Here is a 20,108-nt window from a genome sequence, read left to right as displayed (position 1 = left end):
AGGAACGAGATGGCTGCGGAAAACGGCGAAAAGACCGAAAAGGCGACGCAGGCGAGACGGGAAGAGTTTCGCAAAAAAGGGAACGTCGCCCATACAAAAGAGCTGGCGTCAGCGGCATTATTGCTTGCTGCGGCTGGTGGCGTGTATGTTTTGGGTCGCTTTTTCTTCAAGAACTTCTACGAACTTTTCCAATACTCATTCGGTCAAGACATGGTTGTGCTAGTGCGTGAAGGCAAGTTCACGGAAGCTTTCCGCTTTAACGGTGAAAAAGCTTTGATCTTGATCGCGCCTGTTGCCGGTATTGCGGGCTTAATCGGTGCGGTTTCTTCTTTGGCACAAGTTGGTTTCTTGCGTGTCGAAGATGCTCTTTCTCCAAACTTTGAAAAAGTGAATCCTGTAGAGGGCTTCAAGCGCGTTTTCAGTCTTCGCGCGGTCGTAGAAGCTGTTAAGTCCATTCTAAAAATGGGCGCGGTCGGCTTGGTTCTTTATTTCCTTCTTCGTGGTGAAGTTCGTCAAATCCCTTACATGCTGACATTCTCTGTTGAGCAGATCTTGATGTACCTAGGTAGCATCGTCGTAAAACTTTTGGGCGGGGTTGGTGGAGTGATGCTGGTGATTGCACTGGCAGATTACTTCTATCAACGCTGGGACCTTGAAAAGAAAATGATGATGACGAAACAGGAAGTCAAAGAAGAGCACAAGCAGCGTGAGGGTGATCCCATGATCAAATCACGCATTCGTCGTATTCAACGTGAAATGGCGAGCAAGCGTATGATGGCGGAAATTCCTAAAGCCGACGTCGTTATTACAAATCCCACACATATTGCGGTTGTTCTTAAGTACACGGACAACCTTCCGGCTCCGCAAATCGTGGCTATGGGTGCTGACCACGTGGCGGAAAAAATCAAAGAAGTCGCGCGCGAAAACAACATTCCGATCGTGGAAAACAAACCACTGGCGCGCACGATCTTTAAAACACTTAAAATTGGACAAGTTATACCTCGAGAGCTCTTTGTCGCGGTCGCCGAGGTGCTTTCATATGTTTATCGTTTGCGTAGGAAGAAAAGATAATGGATCAACTGTTTCAGTTCTTAAAGCGGTTTGATAAAATTACCAAGAATACCGATCTCTTCATTGCGTTCGGTCTTTTGGCTATTTTGGCGGTGATGATCATCCCACTTCCACCGTTCATGTTGGACATGTCTTTGACTTTCTCATTAGCGATCAGTGTTTTGATCCTGTTGGTGGCTATTTACACTGACCGCGCTTTGGATTTCACATCTTTCCCATCACTTCTGTTGATGACGACTTTATTCCGTTTGTCTTTGAACGTGGCGACCACGCGTTTGATCCTGACTCACGGACATGAAGGGGAAAAAGCCGCGGGTTCCGTGATCGCGTCTTTTGCCAACTTCGTTGTCGGCGGAAACTATGTCATCGGTTTTGTGATGTTCATCATCTTGATGGTCATCAACTTCATGGTTATCACTAAAGGTTCTGAGCGCGTGGCGGAAGTGGCAGCTCGTTTCACTTTAGATGCGATGCCAGGTAAGCAAATGTCGATCGATGCTGAGTTGAACTCAGGTCACATCACAGAAGCGGAAGCTCGTAAACGTCGTAAGCAAATCGAAGGGGAAGCGGATTTTTACGGTGCGATGGACGGTGCCTCGAAGTTCGTACGTGGTGACGCCATTGCCGGTATTATTATCACTATCATTAATATTTTGGGTGGTTTGGGTATCGGTGTTATTCAAAAAGGTTTGGATATCGGTACGGCCGCTAAATACTACACTATGTTGACGATCGGTGACGGTCTTCTGTGTCAGATCCCTGCGATCGTGATCTCAACGGCGGCCGGTATCATCGTGACTCGTACTTCAAATTCAGACAAAGACGTCGGTGAAGAAGTCACGGGACAACTTTTTGTTAAACCTCGTGCGGTGATGATCGCCGGCGGTGTGTTGATTCTATTGGGTCTTATCCCAGGTCTTCCAACGCTTCCATTCCTCGTGATGGGTGGTCTTCTTTGCGGTACTTCTTGGGTTATCAAGAAAGCTCGCTTGGAAAAAGCAGAAGCTGAAAAGAAACAGTCAGATGCTGCTTTGACTGCGCCGAAAAAAGAAAACATCGAAACAATGCTTCCATTGGATATGGTCGAACTCGAAGTGGGTTATGGTCTTATCAATATTGTGGAATCAGATTCTAGTGGTGATTTGCTTGAACGTATCGTCAGTATCCGTAAGCAATTTGCTTTGGATCTGGGGATCGTTGTTCCAAGTATTCACATCCGCGACAACTTGCAATTGGCGCCGGGTGAATACCGTGTCTTGATTAAAGGAAATAAAGTCGGTGGCGGACTTCTTCGTCCCGAATCCTTGTTGGCGATGGATCCAGGAAATGTGGCAGAACGCATTGACGGTATCGCGACAAAAGAGCCTGCCTTCGGTCTAGATGCTCTTTGGATTTCACCGGCTCGCAAGGAAGATGCAGAGATCGCTGGTTACACAGTGGTGGATTTGCCAACTGTCATGGCAACTCACTTAACGGAAATTGTTCGTGCTCATGCGCATGAATTGTTAGGTCGTCAGGAAGCTTCTACTTTAATTGAGAACTTCAAAAAATCTCATCCTAAAGTCGTCGAAGAACTTATCCCCGACATGTTGTCTTTGGGATCTGTGGTTCGCGTATTGCAAAACTTGTTAAAAGAGCAAGTGTCCATCCGTGACCTTCTAACGATCTTTGAGACTTTGGCGGATGAGGCTCCTCGCAATAAAGATATCGAAGTTTTAACAGAACAAGTTCGTAGAAATCTTGCTCGTGGTATCACGGCAAAATACACAACAGATCAAGGCAACATTCCAGTCATGACGTTGCATCCTATTATTGAGGAATTGATCGCGAACTCGTTGCTGCAAACAGAGCAAGGGGTTCAGTTGGTGATGGATCCAAATACGGCGCATCGCTTGATCAATGAAATCGCGCGCACCGTAGAAAACCATCCGGAAGTGGCAAGTCAGCCTATTCTTCTGACAAGCCCGACTTCGCGTCGTCATTTATATAAGCTTACATCTCGCTTCATTCCTCAGCTTGTGGTGCTTTCGCACAATGAGTTGACGTCAGATGCGGATGTTCAATCGGTTGCACTCGTGGAGATGAGCCATGCAGGTTAAGAAATTTGAAGCCAGAACGATGAAAGAAGCCTTAGAGATGGTGAAGACCCAGTTGGGACCTGACGCCATCATTCTTTCTGCCCGCGATAACAACAAAAGCTTTGGCTTGGTCGGGGAAGGTTCCGTTGAAATCACGGCGGCCGTTTCTGAAGAAACTTTGCAAAAAAAGAAATTTGCAGAGTCTCGCCTGCGTGAACAAGATCGCGAAAAATTCCTAAAAAGCCCGGCTCGTCAGCAGAAAGAGCTCATCCACAAGATGGTGGAAAAACACGTGCAAAAGAGTCAACCTGCCGCTCCGATCACTCAACGTCGTTACATCGACATCGAGGATGAAGCCGAACAACGCCAAAGAATGATGGCAGAGGAACGTGTTCGTTCCGCGGCTCAACGCGCCTTGAATGCTTTTCAGGAGCAAGATGAAATTTTCTCGACAAGAGGAAATGCGACGAAGAAAGCTCCACAACAACCGGCAGCTCCGGCTCCTGTGGCACGCGCGGCTATTCCGGCACAAACTGAATCTCCAGAGATTGCGGCTCTTAAAAATGAGATCGCAAGTCTTAAACAAGTTATCACTCAGTTCCAGCAAATGCCTCAAAGCTTCGTCGGCACTCACCCTGGCGCTGACTACGGTATCAACTACGATTTGAGTTTTGTTTTTGAAAAATTGACCTCTGCTGGAATGGCTAGAGAAATCGCCGCAGAAATTTTAACTTCGGCGCAAGAAAGTCTTCCTGCTTTGAAACTAAAAAACAAAGCTTTGGTGGAAGCTTGGGTGGCTCGTCACGTTCTTGATAACACAAGAACTGTTAGCAATCCGACAGCAGGGAAAATTCACTGTTTCGTGGGGCCTGCAGGTGCTGGTAAAACTTCGGCTTTGATTAAGATGGCAAGTCAGATGGTGGTTCGTGAAGGCAAAAAGATTGCTCTTTTCACGACGGACACTTTTAAAGTCGGCGCTGCTGATCAAATGAAGATATATGCGCAAATTCTGAATGTTCCGTTTTCAGTGATTCGTTCACAGAATGATTGGACAAGCTTGATGCGCTATCTTCCGAACGTGGACTGTGTTCTGGTTGATTACACAGGTATGAGCTTGAAGAATCCAGATGAGATTCAAATGTTGAAATCTCTTCTGCCGCCTTCCGCATTAAATCCAAATATCCACCTGGTACTTTCCACGAATGTGAAAGACGCCGATGCGACCGAACTGGGACGCCGTTATGCGGGTATGAACTACAAAGACGTGATCTTCACTTCTTTGGATGAGTCGACTCAGCATGGCTCCATTTACAACTTTATGAAGCGCTTTGATATCCCACTTCATTCCTTCGGTATCGGACCTCGTGTGCCGGAAGATTTTGAATTCGCAACTAAAGAGCGTCTTTTGGATTTGATCTTTAAAATCACGAAATTCAAACAACAGGATTCAGAAGCTATATGAGAAACGTGAACTCATTCAATATGCATAAAACACGCACTATCAGCATTACTTCCGGTAAAGGTGGAGTAGGCAAAACAACGATGGTGGCGAATCTGGCTTTAACCCTGTCCCAAAAAGGCAAAAAGGTTTTGATCCTGGATGGTGACTTGGGCATGGCCAACGTGGATATCTTTTTTGGCGTGAAACCTTCGGGTAATATTCATGACATTCTGGCGGGGCGTAAAGAGATGAAAGACATCCTGACAGAAGTGTCTAAAGATGTCTTTCTTATTCCTGGCGGCAGTGGGGTTGTTGAGTTCAATCACATGAATCATTTCGAGCGTCGCGCAATGGTCGAAGCGGTGAGCTGTTTGCCACTGGGTTTTGATTATCTTCTTATCGACACAGCTCCAGGCATTGCTGAAAACGTTTTGTTCCTGAACTCCGCAGCCCAAACGGTTTCCGTAGTGATCACTCCGGATCCTTCCAGCTTTGCGGATGCGTATGCATTGATCAAAGTTTTAAACAAGCAATACAAGGTGAATCACTTCTCTATCATCTGCAATCAAGTGCGTGATGAGCAAGAAGGCTTGGGTCTTTATCAGCGCTTCAACGATGTTGTGAATCGCTTCCTCTACATTGGTCTGGACTATTGGGGTTCAGTTCCGAATGATGTGGTTTTGAAAAAAGCCGTGCAACAACAGCGTCTCATAGTGAGACACGATGTGGGTGCGGAATCATCCAAAGCAATTCGTCAAGTGTGTAGTCAGATCGAGAAATCTTCAAAGCAAGTAGAAAGCACCGGGGGCATGCAAATGTTCTGGGATCAGGTCGTAGGGTTTGCATAGAAGAGAAAAACAGATTTGGACTTTCGGGCCACGAACCTGTTTGCTAACATAGTTTTTAAGAGGGAAAAATATGGGGAAAAATGCGGCATTGTTGAAAAAGTACAAAGAAGAGCCACGCAAGCTCGCTGCGAATCAAAAAGATGATCTTATCAGAGAATACGCGCCGCTAATTAAGTTCATCGCGCAAAAAATCGCCGTTCGTCTTCCCTCTAATATCGAATTGGATGATTTGATTTCTGCTGGTGTTATCGGTTTGATGGACGCCATCGAAAAATACGATTCTACACGTGATAATAAATTTAAAACTTACGCTGAATTCCGTATTCGTGGAGCGATTCTGGATGAACTTCGCGCCCAAGACTGGGTTCCGCGTTCGATCCGTGATAAAGCCAAACTTCTTGATAAAACAATGGTTCAGTTGGAAGCGGACTTGGGCCGTACACCAACAGATGAAGAAGTTGCTAAAGCCCTCAATGTTTCTATCGATGAATTCCATGATCTAGTGAACCAAGTTCGTCCGGTCAGTCTTCTTCCGATTGATCAGGCGACAACATTCAGCAATACCGACAAAAAATCCATCATGGATATTTTGGAAGGTTCACGCACGAACAGTCCTTTCAATCAATTGAATGTTAAAAACATCAAAGAAGTTGTCGCGCAAGCTATCGAAGAGCTTCCTGAAAGACAGCGTCTTGTTCTTTCTTTGTATTACTACGAAGACTTGAACTTAAAAGAGATCGGTCAAGTTCTGCGTGTAACTGAATCACGCGTATCGCAACTTCACGCTCAAGCCGTGGCTCGTCTACGTGCAAAACTGGCAGCGACTATCGGTGCCGGTGAGCTTGAGATCGCTTAATTAAATTGTACATATTTAATAAAAAAGGACGCTTCGAGCGTCCTTTTTTATTTTCAGAGGTAGTTTGAAATAACTTGGTACCTTTTTAAAGCGAAGGGAAGCAAGTACTTATTTTGTGGATTTAACCTGATATCTTTTGTAACGAGAGAGAGCGAAAACTTATTTGAGCTTTTCGCGGAAGTATTTTTCTACAAGCATATTAAATTCAGAGGCACTGACGTTATTATTGAATTCAGTCATTAGCTTCTGGCTTGCCGGATCTGTTTTAAAGGCCACTCCATAGTGATTCATCATAACAATTTTAGGATTGATACGAAGCTGACCTGCGACTTCTTTTACTCGTGGATCGGCGGCCGAAAGAAATTTAAAAACTCCAGCGTCGATAAAGATATAGTCCACTCTCTTCTTGGCAAGTTTCAGAATATTCAAAGCATCGTTAGGCGCTGTTTCCAAGTTTAATTTTTTCTGCTTATGAACCGTCTTTAAAAGAGACCGAATAGTGTAACCGTTGACGTTACCGCCTTTATACTTCGCTAAGTCTTCCGGCTTCTCCCATTGAATCGGCTTATCAGCTCTTTCCACAATCACCCAGGGAGTGTCGTACACCGTTTTAGATAAAACCATTCCACGCAGAAAATCGTCGTCTTTGAATGAAGGAAAAAATCCGGTCACCGTAGGATCGAATCCCACAGTGCGCGTTCGCATTATAGGGACGAAGCGAACTTTAAAACTATAACCAAGTTTTTTAAAGATCTCGCGAATTGCGTAAGAGGCCGCGCCTTGTTCAGGCATGGCCTCACTCATAAAGGGAGGAATCTCCATCGTGATAAAGGTAAACTCTTTAACCGCCATATCCGAGTTGGAAGGCGTTTGTGCAAAACTAAGAGAAGAAAGAAGTAACAACTGTATTAGAGCCCATATGACTTTCATACTTGTTTTATCTGTCTTCTCTTGGACGCAGTCAACACTTGTAGACGTTTTGTTAGATTACAAAACCAAAAGGTGCCAGGCGGGCAAGTACGTCTTAGAGGCTTGCTCCGTCATAGTTGTGCACTGGGAATTTTGTGAAGTCGACGCCATCGAGGCAGCGCACATTGATCGCGCGCGATTTTGTGCCGTCAGGAGATGTGCCGGCACCGAAACATCCTACGCCGCAGTTTGAGCAGAAGTAGTGGTGAATGGATTTTTTGCCGAATTGGTAGTCTTTCAATGATGCTTCACCAGAAAGAAGTTTGAAGTGAGACTCAGGAGCGAAAGCCAAAAGGTGACCTTTGCGTTTGCAGATAGAGCAGTTGCAGGCAACCAGAGTTTCAATAGTCATCTCAACTTCGAACTTCACGTTTCCGCAGTGGCATTGTCCTGTGTAGGTCATTCTTTTATGTCCTCTTCCATTTTGACTTTAATTTTTTTCAAAAGACGCGCTTCCATTTGGCGAACGGCCTCACGAGTGATTTTGTACTTTTCGCCGATTTCCTGCAACGTCAAAGGGTCGTCGTTCAGGATGCGTTCGTCCAGAATGATTTTTTCGCGGTCCGAGAGTTCGGGGCGAATCTCTTCGATCTTTTTCTTTAAGATGTTCAGTTGCTCTTCTTTGGCGAGCATCTCATCTAAAGGTTGATCATTCATGTTCTTCTGAAGATCACCAAGGCTTGTTCCTGAATCTTCGTCAACGGGGCGGTCCAAGCTGACATCTCGTCCCGACATACGCATGGCCATGTCGCGCACTTCGTCTTCAGGAATTCCCAGGCGAGAACTGATCAAGGCTGTGTTAGGCTCAATACCCATGGCATCAAGAGCTTCTTTTTCTTTTTGCAGCTGATAGAAAAGTTTGCGCTGGTTTTGAGTCGTCCCGATACGCACCATGGAATACTGACGCATTAAAAATTCTTGAATATAACCACGAATCCACCAGACAGCATAGGTGATAAGACGTGCCCCTTTATAGGGATTGAAGTCCCGAACCGCGTGCATCAGGCCGACGTTACCTTCTTGGATAAGGTCGATCATCTTAGCACCGAATTTTGAATACTCGGCTGCCACTTTGACAACGAAACGTAGATTGGCTTTCACCAGGGCTTCAGCAGCGGCTGGATCTTTTCCTTCGAAATATTTTTTAGCTAAAGCCAGTTCTTCTTCTTTGGTCAAAACTTTGTATCGACGAATTTCATTCAGATACATCACCAAAGGATCGGATGAAGTGATGGATTTGGAAGAGCCGACAGTGACCGCTTTGGACTCTTGCGGCTCTTCGATATCAAAATCTTCATCGGGGGTTTCAACGGTGTAAGCTTTTTCAGCCTCTGTTGAGGGTTGAAATTCTTCTTGTGAAGAATCTTCAACGATTTCGGCGACAACACTTTTCGGCTCGACCTTTTTTTCAGGCGCGGCTTTTCCAGAAGATGCTTTTTTTGCAATCTTCGGTTTCTTTTCCGCGTCCTTTTTTGGAGTTCGAGCCTTTGTTTTCGCCATAGAGGTTAGCCAAGGTACTTAGCCAGTTTCCTTTGCAGAGTTTCCTGCACTTTACCTTTGAACGGAGTGAGCATCAACGGCAGATCCACCGTGACAGAGACTTTACTGCCCGCGCCAGAAGATGTAAGCGACATGTCAGCTTTGAACTGCGAACCTTTCAATGCGGCACTCTTAGAGCCGTCATCAAAAGAACACTGAAGTTTTGGGTCAAAGCGTCGAATATCCTGGTCGTTCGAAAGGAATTCTTTGATTTTAGAGTAAGCTTCCTCAACCGAGTGGCTGCTTTGGTGGTCGATCGTAAATTTGGGCATAAAAAAGTTCCTCTCTTGAGTTACGGTCCTTCGATTTTGAAAGTATATCGGGTCCATTTGGCAAAGACAAAGCTCTTACACTGGCCTCCGGAGATAAGGCTTACTTTTAGGAAGGATAAAAAGATGCTTTTTGACTGTATTGGCACAATGTGCAAATCTAAGCCCCAGTGCATCGTCACTAAATCCTTCCTTCACAAAAAGGTACATCTATGAAGTTTGTAAAAGAGCTTAAGCGAACAAATTACTGCGGAAGTCTAGGTACATCCCAAATTGGACAAAAAGTCGTCCTCATGGGCTGGGTGGATGTCCGCCGAGATCACGGAAGTTTGGTTTTCATCGACCTTCGTGACCGTGAAGGAATCGTACAAGTCGTTCTTGATCCAAATAAAGCAGAAACATCTTCTGCAAAAAACCTTCGTGGCGAATTCGTATTGGCGCTTGAGGGTGTCGTTCGTGCGCGTCCTGAAGGCATGAAAAATAAAAAAATCAAAACAGGGGAGATCGAAATCGAGGCCACTCGCTGTGAGATCTTAAATGAATCCGCAGTCCCTCCGTTTCAAGTCGATGATCCTAACGTGAACGAGACTTTGCGTCTTAAACATCGTTACCTGGATTTGCGTTCACCGCGCTTGACGAATCATCTGATGGTTCGTCACAAAGTGGCGCAATTAGTACGCCGCTTTCTTTCAGAACAAGGTTTCGTTGAAATCGAAACTCCGATTTTATTTAAATCAACTCCGGAAGGCGCGCGTGACTATCTAGTTCCTTCACGCGTGAATCAGGGAACTTTCTACGCTCTTCCTCAGTCACCACAAATCTTAAAACAGCTGTTGATGGTGTCGGGTTATGACCGCTATTTCCAAATCGCTCGCTGCTTCCGTGACGAAGACTTGCGCGCGGACCGTCAGCCAGAGTTTTCTCAGATCGACATGGAAATGTCTTTCATCGATCAAGAAGACATCATGCAAATGAATGAAAAACTTCTGCGCACAATCTGGAAAGAAGTTAAAGGTGTGGATGTCGGTGATATCCCTCGCATGTCTTACCAAGAGGCGATGGACCGTTATGGCATCGATAAACCAGACACTCGCTTTGGTATGGAGATCAAAGATCTTCAAAAAGTTGTAACGGGTTCCGGCTTCAAAGTTTTCGACGAAGTTATCGCTCGTGGTGGTATCGTGCGCGGTATTGCCGTGCCAAAAGGAGCGTCATACTCTCGCGGTCAGTTCGACAAGCTAACGGACATGGCAAAACGCGCGGGAGCAAAAGGCTTGGTATGGATTAAAACAGAAGCGGATGGATCTTACGCTTCTCCAGTTTCAAAATTCTTCAGCCCTGAGAAGTTGGCCGAAATGTTTAAAACAGTCGGCGCAAATCCCGGCGACTGTGCTTTGATCGTAGCCGATGATTTCGACACAGCTTGCGCAGCTCTATCAACGCTTCGTTTGCACTTGGGTAAAGAATTGAACTTGATCGACACTTCCAAGGATCATTTCCTATGGGTGATCGACTTCCCAGCTTTTGAATATTCTCCAGATGAAAAACGTTGGGTTTCAAGGCACCATCCGTTTACATCACCGAAGGATGAATACATGCAAGCCTTGATCGACGGGGATGAGTCTTCGTACGGTAAAATGCTAGCAAAAGCATATGACCTTGTTTGTAATGGCTATGAAATGGGTGGCGGAAGTATCCGTATTTACCGCACAGAATTGCAACAGGCGATGTTCCGTCTTCTAGGTATGAATAAAGAACAACAAGAGGCGAAGTTTGGTTTCTTGTTAGACGCTTTGAAATACGGAGCTCCTCCACACGGTGGTATCGCCTGGGGAATGGACCGTCTGGTGATGTTATTGTGCGGAACTGATGCTATCCGTGAAGTAATCGCATTCCCAAAAACAGCGAAAGCTTCAGACTTAATGGCGGACTGCCCAAGCGAAGTCAGCCGCGATCAGTTAACTGAAGTCGGCGTTCGTTTAAGCCCGCTAGCAGAGAAAAACTTGGAAGAAATGAAGAAGGTCTAATTGTCGTTTTCAACGGCAATAGCACCAGACTGAGTTTGAATTTTGATATGACCCACTTCTGAAGGAAGAATCTCGGAAGTGGGTTTTTGTTTTAAGTTATTAGTCACTTTGCCAGAAACCGACTGTAAATCCGTTTCATAGAAAAGATCTTCAGGCAGACGCAAAGTCACGTTGCCTTCTTCGGTTTTAATAAGAATTTTGCCTTTATACGACTGAGGCAAATAAACATCTGCCGTCAATTTTGAATCCGACTCTTGCGTGAACTCTTCGCCATTCACATTCATCTGAATCCAGTTACTAGCCAAAGGCTCTTGAAAATCCACACGCAAAATATCTTTCTCTGCCATCTGAACAATAAAAGGCCCCGGCTCAAAACGAGGAACCTTCCCATGCAAAAGTACTTTCAGAGTAGGTCCCGAATGCGTACGCACAACCATATCCACACGACGAGCATTCAAAGAAACTTCAGAAATCCCCTGAAGAAAAAACTCTCCAGGCTCTTCATACTTCTGCCCCTGCATAAACTTATCAGTCACCGACTGAAAAGCCGTAAAAACCGACTCAGGATTGTTAAACACATACCCCATAATCAAAACAAGCCCACCGACCAAAATAAAAAAGAGCGCCGCTAAACCCATCAAAATTTTCTTAATCATAAAAAAATCAACTTTCCCAAAACGCCCAAAAATATTCCAAATCAACGCGCCACCTGGCGAAGCCCAAAATCCTACCGCGTTACGGTGTAGAAGCAAAGGACCCTCGAAGACGACATAGGTCGCCGTCGCGAGTTCCGCAGCAGCATGTTCCGAAGGAACAGCGTCAGCGAGGACTGTCCGAGCAAAGGCAACCTATGTCGTCTTCGAGGGAGCCTTGATTTCCACCCTATCATATGGGACCGTTATTCTAAACGAAAACAGAGGACCCCATGCGCCGTATACTTCCAGAAACCACCTTAGAAAAAAGAATGATGTGCTTGGGCGCAGTCTTTGTTGAAGAAAATCAAGTTCTTGATGAGGTGTTTCAAGTTGTCGGGTCTGATCTCATCGATGGCAAAGAATTAGCCCCGGAAATCCGCGATCAGGTTTTAGATGAAATTGGCGAGTACTTTTTTCGTCTGGATATGAATTACGGTCCCGAGATCAAAGGGGACTGCATCGGCATTCTTGAAGAATTTTGGGGTGTGACAGACAAGGCCTCGGCTTTGAAAAACTTAGAAAATATCCGACAACAAGGTCACCGCACAAAATTTAATGTCTTAAGATCGTCTCTTCCGTCAGACGGCAGTATTGATGCTGTCTCTTTAGAGAAATTCAAACAGATCTTCTGCTTTGATCTCGAAGTCGGGCAGGAAGTGCAAATGAGCAAAGAGGATTACACGAAGCTTGCTTCCTGGATCCAACGTACAAATAAATATTTAAAAGAGGCTGGTATTCTAGGATGGGATGCCGCCCGCTATGTTCACTTGGTTCGTCTTTGTTTCGTTACGGGTTATTTAGATGATAACGAAGCTTGGGCCGAAATTTTAAAACTCGCTCCTATAGTCGAAGGTCATTTCGAATCCTGGATGGAGTTTTCTCAAAGCTTTCTGATCGGTCGTACTTTCTGGTCGGGCAGTGATGATCCGCAAGTGAAAGAGATCTGTCAGAAGCTCTTAGGTCATCCTGCAAGTCCTTGGCATTTCATTCCCTGGACTTAGTTCCAGTTTTCCTCCGTCTGTCTCAAGTTTGAACGTTTTATTCCGATACATAACTTGAAGACCAAGGATGGCCTTCAAAATTCAACACACACGGAGGTGTGGTATGGAAAAAATCAGTGGAATTCTTCCAGCAAGTCCACGAACGCGTGTTGCCGACGTCTCTGTCGCGCAGCCTGCAAGACCCGGGGCTTTGGCACTTGGAAGACCCATGGGTAAAAACTCTCTTGGAGATCGCATCTCGCTGAGCAAGCAGATGGAAGAGATGAAAATGACCGGTCAACTTCCTGAGCCCGAGGCCTCTCCCGTTTATAAAAATCCTGGTGAAGTGAAGAAGTTGAAAGTTATTGAAGATCTAAATCAAAAGTTCTTCCAGAACCCGAAATCAGTCGCTCGTGAAGGGGACATGACGAAATCGGAAGAAGCTCTAACGAAGACAACAGACAACGAAGGTCTTTTCTTTGTTGAAAAGGAATTGCGCCCACAACCATCTCCAGCTCCATTAAAAGAGATCTCAGACAATAAAATCGCCTAAATCTTGACATCTCCCGTTTCGAACTCAAAGTAACGAAACGGGAGGCTCTATGCAGCCGGCAGCACGTACTTGGACAGTGATACGTTCCACTTGGCTTACACGTAAGCCATCAGGTCGCGCGTGGTTTGCAGCATCCTGGTCCGTTCTCTTACTTATCATCGGCAGTGTTTTCTATTGGCAAAACTTCTACAAGTCTTCCACTTGGATGAGTGCTTCGCAGTTTTCTGTTTTTTCGCAGCATCAATATTGGCGGCTGTGGACAACTTTATTTGCTCACGCTGATTTAGGACACTTGGCCTCGAACTCCATTCTGTTTTTTATCTTCGGATATTTTCTTTCGGGCTACTTTGGCCTTTGGGTGTTTCCGATTTTAGCTTTTTTACTAGGCGGAGTGACGAACGCTCTGACAATTCTGACTTACGCGCCTGATATCAATCTGATCGGTGTTTCTGGAGTTGTTTACTGGATGGGCGGTATGTGGCTCGTTCTTTATCTGATGTTAGATGAACAGCGCACATGGTTGCAAAGAAGTTTACGAGCGATGGGAGTCGCTTTGGGTGTTTTCATGCCTTCGACAGCTTTTGAGCCCAACGTCAGCTATCGCGCACATCTGATTGGTTTTCTTGTCGGTGTGATGACGGGATTTATTTATTACTTGTTCCGCAAAAAAGAATTTAAATCCGCTGTGACCTACGAAATTGTGCGTGACGATGAGTTGCAGCCAGAGCTGCAACCAGAATCATCGAACTCACAAGTCGAACGGTTCTAAAAGGAATCCGTTATCCTCTAAAGAGCAAAGGCGATAAGCCCCTTTGAATCGGCGCTGTCCCGACGCTTCACGGCCGACAACGATCACGTAATCCAAAGACATTTGAATCAAACGACGAATGGCTGAAAGATTCCATTGGGGAGCGCCCATTTGAATCAACATTTCAAGACGAATCAGGGCCTGTGCGGCGTCTTGCGCGTGTAATGTTCCAAAGCTTCCCGCGTGTCCTGTTGCTAAGGCCATCAAAAAGTCTTTGGCTTCGGAGCCGCGGACTTCCCCCATGGCGATGCGATCGGGACGAAGTCGCAAAGCTCGCTTCACAAGTTGCGTTTGATCAATCGAAGGCAAAACATTTTGCGGATCTTCCCGAGTTAAAAGTTTCATGCTGGCTTTATTAGGCAAGGGGATTTCAGATGTATCTTCGATAATCACCACGCGTTCATTCTCGGGAAGCAAATTTAAAAACGAATTTAAAGCCGATGTCTTTCCCGATCCCGTAGAACCCACGACCAAAAAATTCTTTTTCTGCTCGATCAACTCTCGAAAAATACGCAAGTCTTCGGGACGGCACCAGCCAGCCTCGGCGAGTTTCAAAAACGTCCAAGGATTTTTAGGATGTCGTCTTAAGGTGAAGTGGACCGAAGACTGTGTCACATCACTGCCGATCAGGCTTAAACGGAAATCTTTAAACGCTCCGTCAGCCGCGGGAAATTCTTTGGTGATATGTGCATTGGCTTCGTGAGATAAACGGTCCAAACAGTTGCGGTAGCTTAATTCCGAAAAGAATGAATCTGGATGACGAGAAAGCTTTCCTTCACGCTCAAGCCAAATTGATTGCGGACCATTCACCATGATTTCAGTGATGCTTTCATCCTCTAAAATTTCTGCCAAAGGTCCCCAGGTATTGATTTCACTTAAGACACGTGTACGGACATCCGAGGTTTGCGATGTCAGATGTTTTTCCATGATTTGTTCCACTTTCTTTGAACGCAGAGAACTCGCTTCTTCTGGAGAAAGCAGAAATTCATTCAAAGGAATTTGTTGGATATCATCTTGAATTTTATCGTAAACGGTTTTTGCAGCAATCATCATAAAATTTCTCCACGTGCCTGAAGATGTTCTTGGCCGACGCCACTATCACCTTCCTTCAGAATCGTCGGTCGCACAAAGATCACGAGTTCAGAGCGGTTCTCGCGAAAATCTTTGCTGGAAAAAAGAGCCCCGATAACGGGGAGTCGCGACAACATTGGCAGACCCGTTGAAGATTCCCCTTCTTCATTTTTTAGTAAGCCCGAAAGAGCAATCGTTTGCGGGCGGGTCAGATCGAAGTGACTGGAAACTCGATTTGTTAAGACTCCCGGAATATCTCCGGTGCCGTTGGCCTTGTCTAAAGTCGTCACTTCCGTTTCAATTGAAAGACTGATGCGGCCCGAAGAATCGGCTTTCGGCTTCACGCGAAGTAAAATTCCGTATCGCTTCCAAACCACTTCCGAAGCTTTGTAACTTAGAATGCGAATCGGGAATTCTCCACCGGCTAAAAACTCGGCCTCTTTGCCACTGCGACAAAGAATGTTGGGGCTAGCGAGGATTTTACCGTCACCATTTTCTTCCAGCGCATGAAGATTAAATGGCATTCCGTCTTCGACCTCCCATTTGCCCGAAGGCATTAGTTTCGCGGCGTATGAAGCGGGCCACTCAATGCCATACTTCATGGCATTACTTCTTTTAATTTCTGCAACGGTGATCTGTACTTTGACTGTGGGAGCAATCTCTAAGCTGCTTTCGTCACGAGTCACCCGAATGCCGTAAGGATTCAAAGCTTTGGCGTACTTTTTATAGAGGTCGTCCGAAGCGCTGACGCGAACTTCGACGCCTTCTGAAAAAATCAGAGTCTGCGGCGGTAACTTGCCTGTCTCTAAAATTTCACGAAACAGGGAGTGGGCTTTTGTTTGAAGTTGTTCCGAGAAGCTTGCCCGCATTTGATAAGTCAAACCTCGCGCGCGTGCAAAATCAGAAAGCTTTTGCCAGTCTTGCAGCCGATAAAGCTGCCCTTTTACTAAAAGATCACCTTCGGAAATTTCAGCAGAGAGTCCCACAATGTTTTTGAGTTCATTTTGTAGCTCCGTAAATGAGTCTGTTTTCGTAGGATGAAGGACTTGAATGCGATAAACAACTGAGCCCAGCTTCAAAGTCGTTTGACCTTCGCGAGTGCCTCGAATGGTAAGGCTTGAACCTTGACCTTCAGCTTTTAAGATATCTCGATCTTGAATCCAAACGGTGGATTGACCGCTGAGAGCAAGCCTTCGTGATTCGCCCAAAGAAAGAGTGAGGTTTTTATCCTGGGCCCAAGTCAAAGAGACAAAGGATGTGATGGAAAGAAAAAGTGTTTTCATGCTCCGAGGCCAGAGCAATCTAGAAGTCGGACGCCGAGCTGCTTTTAAAAAAGCTTAGGGACGGCGTCCGGACGATTCAACCGACCGCGAGTTCAAAGAAAACCATCACGCCTTGATTGGTATTCTTAAACTGCAACTGGGATTGATGTGATTTTAAAATAGACTGACAGATCGTAAGCCCTAGGCCCGTTCCCGTCGAGTGGTGCATAACATCTTCATCAATATAAAACGGTTTCGTGATTTTATCGACCACCGAGTTTGGAAGGTGCGGTCCCTTGTTGTGAACCAAGAACCTTAGGTTCGCACCATTGCGGATGGATTCAATATGAATCTCGCTGCCTTCTTCACCGAATTTGGCGGCATTATGGATCAAACGAAGCATCACCTGTTTAATCAAACGGGCGTCTGCTTTTACCGTCACGGGTTCGAGTTTAGAAACCAGCTTCTGCTGTTTCTTTTGTAAAAGATCATTCACGTCCTTCGAAAGACTTTCATCAAATTGAGTGAACGCGATACTTTGCATATCGATCTTCAGCTGATTAGTTTCAGCACGAACCACAAGCAGCACATCTTCTACCAATGTTTTTAGGCGTTCCGCGCTCTTAGTGATTCGATTGACCATCAACTTGTCTTCATCATTCAAGTTCGATTCTGCAAGCAGGGACGAGAAGCTCAATATAGATGTTAAAGGTGTCTTCAATTCATGATTGATCAAAATCATGAAATTAGATTTGGCAACATCCAAGCTTTTAAGTTCATCCAAAGCTTTTCCAAGTTCCGCATTTTTCTGTTTAAGCTCTTGTCCGAGCGCGAATCTTTCAATAGCGTGCTCAACGGTGTTCGTAAGATCCACAGGGTCCCAAGGCTTGGTCAGGTAACGGAAGATCTGTCCTTTATTGACGGCCATGATCACGGATTCAAGATCTGTGTAACCAGTAAGAAGAATGCGAATCGTCTCAGGATGAGATTCCAAAGTTCTTTCTAAAAATTCGACGCCGGTCATTTCTGGCATTCTTTGATCGGTGATGATTAAAGAAACGGGTCCTGGATGTTCGTCGAGAACAGCCAGAGCCTCTTTACCTGAGGTGGCCTTTAGTACGGTAAATTTCTTACGAAACAACCTTTCAAGGGCGTCTACATTATCTATTTCATCATCTACACAAAGAATTGTGTGCTTCACCATAAAAGCTAGTGTAGGATTTGAAAAAGAGCAGTGCAAAGGAATTTGCACAAGGCCGGTTTGTTGTCATGGATGATAACGAGGAAGAGAGAGAAACTCTGCTGTCCCACAGCTGTTTTTTCACCTAGACAGGAGTCTAGTTTCATACTCTTTCAACATTTTTGCTCAGAAATGAGTCAAGTCTGCGTTGTTCCCTGACGATGAGTGAAACGGTAGAAGAGTTTTTTATCCTTTTCAGGAGATCGTGTATGAAATTTTGGATGCGCATTGCAACTCCATTCACGCTAGTGATGAGTTTTGCAGTTGGTGCTCAAGCTCAAATGTGGGGAACAGGGATGTATGGTGGCATGCAATCATGTCCTTACAACTACTCCGCTGCGGCAGGTTCTTCAAGCTACCTTGATGAAATCAAAGAAGCTCAAGCTGCAATCAAAGAAGCGCAAGCACAACTCCGCTCTAAAAAGACTGAAAAGAAAAGGCTGGAAAAATCCATGGAGCGCTCTCGTCGCGATGTGGAACAAGTCGTTTCTGAAGACTTCTCTGAGTTTATGTTCGAGCACATTGAAAACAATAGAACGTGCCAAGCTTACAAAGGCATTGGGACAGCTCCGGAAGAATCTGAAGCCGCAGGTGATCAAGGTGGCGTTCCGGTAACTCCAGTGGCTAACGGTGATATCGCTGGTTCTGTGCAAATTCGTGGTTTCCAAATCAATGAATGGAAAGCGTTGTGTGATCCAAATAAAGCCGGTTCTGTATCGGGTGCGGTTTGTAATATGGCTCGTGCACGTCAATCTGAAAAAGGTCGTGCGACAGCTCAAGACTGTACAAAAGGTCTTGCGGATTACAGAAAATCTTATTCTCAATCAAATAAAGTTCAACGCGAAATCGAAGCTTTGGAAAGCTTGATCGATCGTTCTAAAGAAGACATTCAAGATGCAAAACAAAACTACGCTGACGAACAACGTGAGCGTCAACGTGAGCAACTTGAAGGCGGTATCTGTACAGACTGTATTATGCAAGGAAACGGTTACGCTTATCAGAAGCCTCAAACTGACTGGGGTTCTGTGATCGGTAACATCGGTCTTGGTTTGGCAGCGACTTACATGGGTTATCAAACAAATAAAATTGCTGCAGAGGCGAACTCGAATATCGGTTGGCCGACTCAGCCATATCCTGCGTGGGGCTACGGCTTCCCATTCCTTGCTCAAGGTGTGGGTCAAATGATCGGTGGCGGTAGCGGTATTTACGGAGCAATCGGTGGCGGTATCGGTGCCGGTGGTTTCGGTTGTGCGGGTATGAATGGTGGCGCTTACGGAATGATGGGACCTTACGGCGGCATGAATGGCAATGGTATGTGGGGTAACCCATATGCAATGGCCGGCATGGGCATGGGTGGTCTTGGTGGCGGAATTTATATGCCTGGCATGGGCCCTTGGGGTATGGCCGGTCCTTGGGGTATGGGTGGACCATATCCAGGAGCGATGGGCTACCCAATGATGGGCGGCATGATGGGAATGCCTATGGGTAATATGATTGGCGGCGTGATCGGCGGAATGATGGGTATGCCTATGGGCTCCATGATGGGCATGCCGATGGGCGCGATGGCCGGCGGTATGATGGGCATGCCAATGGGTGGCATGATGGGAATGCCTATGGGTGCCATGGCCGGTGGAATGATCGGCGGCATGATGGGTATGCCTATGGGTTCTATGATGGGCATGCCGATGGGCGCGATGGCTGGTGGAATGATGGGCTACCCAATGGGTGGCATGATGGGTATGCCAATGGGTGGTATGGCTGGCGGAATGCTCGGCGGTATGATGGGTATGCCTATGGGAGCAATGGCCGGAGGCATGATGGGTATGCCGATGGGTGGAATGATGGGAATGCCTATGGGTGCCATGGCCGGCGGAATGCTTGGCGGTATGATGGGTATGCCTATGGGAGCAATGGCTGGTGGCATGATGGGAATGCCAATGGGCGCGATGGCTGGCGGCATGATGGGTATGCCGATGGGAGCTATGGCCGGTGGTATGATGGGAATGCCAATGATGGGTGGTATGACTGGTTTGGGCGGCCTGCAAATGCAACAACAAATGATGCAAATGCAAATGCAGCAATACCAAATGTATATCCAACAACAGCAACAATATATGTCTCAACAAATGCAAAGACAGCAAGTTGTGGCGAGCCTTCAGCAAGAACTTTACGGATTGTTGTATAGAATCCAGCAAGTATCTTACGGCGGCGGCAGTTACATCGGTGGCTCTATCGGAATCGGTACAGGCATCGGAACTGGTATTGGAACAGGAATCGGTAACGGTGTTCTGACTCCGCTACCGGGCTCAGCAACCGGCGGTGTTTCGACCTTCCCGGGAACAATTCCTTCGGGAGGCGTGACAAACAACCCGGCTCCAATTCCTTCGGCTCGCTAATTCTA

18 protein-coding genes are annotated in these 20,108 nt (G+C 46.0%); 10 read left to right on the top strand and 8 right to left on the bottom strand.

The window, feature by feature from the left end:
• Positions 1-9: 9 nt before the first annotated feature.
• From flhB to ACLWBD_RS14745, 5 genes are all read left to right on the top strand, one after another.
• Positions 10-1,071, top strand: a complete 1,062-nt coding sequence (gene flhB, locus ACLWBD_RS14765) for a flagellar biosynthesis protein FlhB (RefSeq protein WP_063205125.1) — start codon at positions 10-12, stop codon at positions 1,069-1,071.
• Positions 1,071-3,170, top strand: coding sequence for a flagellar biosynthesis protein FlhA (gene flhA / locus ACLWBD_RS14760; protein WP_413568758.1), 2,100 nt, complete (start codon positions 1,071-1,073; stop codon positions 3,168-3,170). The genes flhB and flhA overlap by 1 nt, the downstream gene beginning before the upstream one ends.
• Positions 3,160-4,611, top strand: coding sequence for a flagellar biosynthesis protein FlhF (flhF, locus tag ACLWBD_RS14755; protein WP_413568756.1), 1,452 nt, complete (start codon positions 3,160-3,162; stop codon positions 4,609-4,611). Before flhA ends, flhF begins: the two co-directional genes overlap by 11 nt.
• Positions 4,608-5,438, top strand: a complete 831-nt coding sequence (locus ACLWBD_RS14750) for a MinD/ParA family protein (RefSeq protein WP_063205122.1) — start codon at positions 4,608-4,610, stop codon at positions 5,436-5,438. The genes flhF and ACLWBD_RS14750 overlap by 4 nt, the downstream gene beginning before the upstream one ends.
• Positions 5,439-5,508: 70 nt before the next feature.
• On the top strand, positions 5,509-6,294 hold the full coding sequence (locus ACLWBD_RS14745) for a FliA/WhiG family RNA polymerase sigma factor (protein WP_041870846.1): 786 nt from the start codon (positions 5,509-5,511) through the stop codon (positions 6,292-6,294).
• Between the two features lie 159 nt (positions 6,295-6,453).
• Here ACLWBD_RS14745 and ACLWBD_RS14740 read toward each other — a convergent pair whose 3' ends face one another.
• The 4 genes from ACLWBD_RS14740 to ACLWBD_RS14725 form a co-directional block, all read right to left on the bottom strand.
• A complete protein-coding gene (locus ACLWBD_RS14740; RefSeq protein WP_413568754.1) occupies positions 6,454-7,224 on the bottom strand; it encodes a substrate-binding periplasmic protein in 771 nt (256 codons plus the stop codon).
• 94 nt (positions 7,225-7,318) lie between these two features.
• Positions 7,319-7,666: a GFA family protein gene (locus ACLWBD_RS14735; protein ID WP_063205121.1), complete on the bottom strand. Its 348-nt coding sequence runs from the start codon at positions 7,664-7,666 to the stop codon at positions 7,319-7,321.
• Positions 7,663-8,763, bottom strand: coding sequence for an RNA polymerase sigma factor RpoD/SigA (locus ACLWBD_RS14730; protein ID WP_413568752.1), 1,101 nt, complete (start codon positions 8,761-8,763; stop codon positions 7,663-7,665). The genes ACLWBD_RS14735 and ACLWBD_RS14730 overlap by 4 nt, the downstream gene beginning before the upstream one ends.
• A gap of 5 nt (positions 8,764-8,768) precedes the next feature.
• Positions 8,769-9,074: a polyhydroxyalkanoic acid system family protein gene (locus ACLWBD_RS14725; protein WP_063205119.1), complete on the bottom strand. Its 306-nt coding sequence runs from the start codon at positions 9,072-9,074 to the stop codon at positions 8,769-8,771.
• A 209-nt stretch (positions 9,075-9,283) separates the two neighbouring features.
• On the opposite strand from ACLWBD_RS14725, the gene aspS reads away from it, so the two are divergent.
• Positions 9,284-11,098: an aspartate--tRNA ligase gene (gene aspS / locus ACLWBD_RS14720; protein ID WP_413568751.1), complete on the top strand. Its 1,815-nt coding sequence runs from the start codon at positions 9,284-9,286 to the stop codon at positions 11,096-11,098.
• Here the strand turns inward: aspS and ACLWBD_RS14715 are convergent.
• The gene (locus ACLWBD_RS14715) at positions 11,095-11,754 is read right to left on the bottom strand and encodes a hypothetical protein (protein WP_413568749.1); all 660 of its coding nucleotides are present in this window, start codon (positions 11,752-11,754) and stop codon (positions 11,095-11,097) included. The two genes, aspS and ACLWBD_RS14715, sit on opposite strands and share 4 nt — an antisense overlap.
• A 269-nt stretch (positions 11,755-12,023) precedes the next feature.
• Here ACLWBD_RS14715 and ACLWBD_RS14710 point away from each other — a divergent pair, with 269 nt between their 5' ends.
• From ACLWBD_RS14710 to ACLWBD_RS14700, 3 genes are all read left to right on the top strand, one after another.
• Positions 12,024-12,794 carry a DUF1266 domain-containing protein gene (locus ACLWBD_RS14710; protein WP_063205116.1) on the top strand — a complete coding sequence of 257 codons (771 nt, stop codon included), beginning with the start codon at positions 12,024-12,026 and terminating at the stop codon, positions 12,792-12,794.
• Between the two features lie 103 nt (positions 12,795-12,897).
• The gene (locus ACLWBD_RS14705; protein WP_063243090.1) at positions 12,898-13,326 is read left to right on the top strand and encodes a hypothetical protein; all 429 of its coding nucleotides are present in this window, start codon (positions 12,898-12,900) and stop codon (positions 13,324-13,326) included.
• A 49-nt stretch (positions 13,327-13,375) separates the two neighbouring features.
• Entirely contained in the window at positions 13,376-14,095 is a 720-nt protein-coding gene (locus tag ACLWBD_RS14700; protein WP_413568748.1) for a rhomboid family intramembrane serine protease, read from the top strand.
• On the opposite strand, the gene ACLWBD_RS14695 is transcribed toward ACLWBD_RS14700, so the two are convergent.
• The 3 genes from ACLWBD_RS14695 to ACLWBD_RS14685 form a co-directional block, all read right to left on the bottom strand.
• Positions 14,075-15,187 carry a CpaF family protein gene (locus ACLWBD_RS14695; RefSeq protein ID WP_413568746.1) on the bottom strand — a complete coding sequence of 371 codons (1,113 nt, stop codon included), beginning with the start codon at positions 15,185-15,187 and terminating at the stop codon, positions 14,075-14,077. The two genes, ACLWBD_RS14700 and ACLWBD_RS14695, sit on opposite strands and share 21 nt — an antisense overlap.
• A complete protein-coding gene (locus ACLWBD_RS14690) occupies positions 15,184-16,488 on the bottom strand; it encodes a pilus assembly protein (RefSeq protein ID WP_413568744.1) in 1,305 nt (434 codons plus the stop codon). The genes ACLWBD_RS14695 and ACLWBD_RS14690 overlap by 4 nt, the downstream gene beginning before the upstream one ends.
• Positions 16,489-16,564: 76 nt before the next feature.
• On the bottom strand, positions 16,565-17,671 hold the full coding sequence (locus tag ACLWBD_RS14685; RefSeq protein ID WP_413568742.1) for a response regulator: 1,107 nt from the start codon (positions 17,669-17,671) through the stop codon (positions 16,565-16,567).
• 245 nt (positions 17,672-17,916) lie between these two features.
• Between ACLWBD_RS14685 and ACLWBD_RS14680 the strand changes: the two genes are divergently transcribed.
• Complete coding sequence (locus tag ACLWBD_RS14680; RefSeq protein WP_413568740.1) at positions 17,917-20,103, top strand: hypothetical protein; 2,187 nt, start codon at positions 17,917-17,919, stop codon at positions 20,101-20,103.
• Positions 20,104-20,108: the final 5 nt, after the last annotated feature.

The organism is Bdellovibrio sp. HCB117 (assembly GCF_047305915.1).
GTDB classification, from domain to species: Bacteria; Bdellovibrionota; Bdellovibrionia; order Bdellovibrionales; family Bdellovibrionaceae; genus Bdellovibrio; species Bdellovibrio bacteriovorus_B.
Note: the sequence above shows the minus strand (reverse complement) of the source record. Positions and strands in the feature narration are given on the sequence as shown.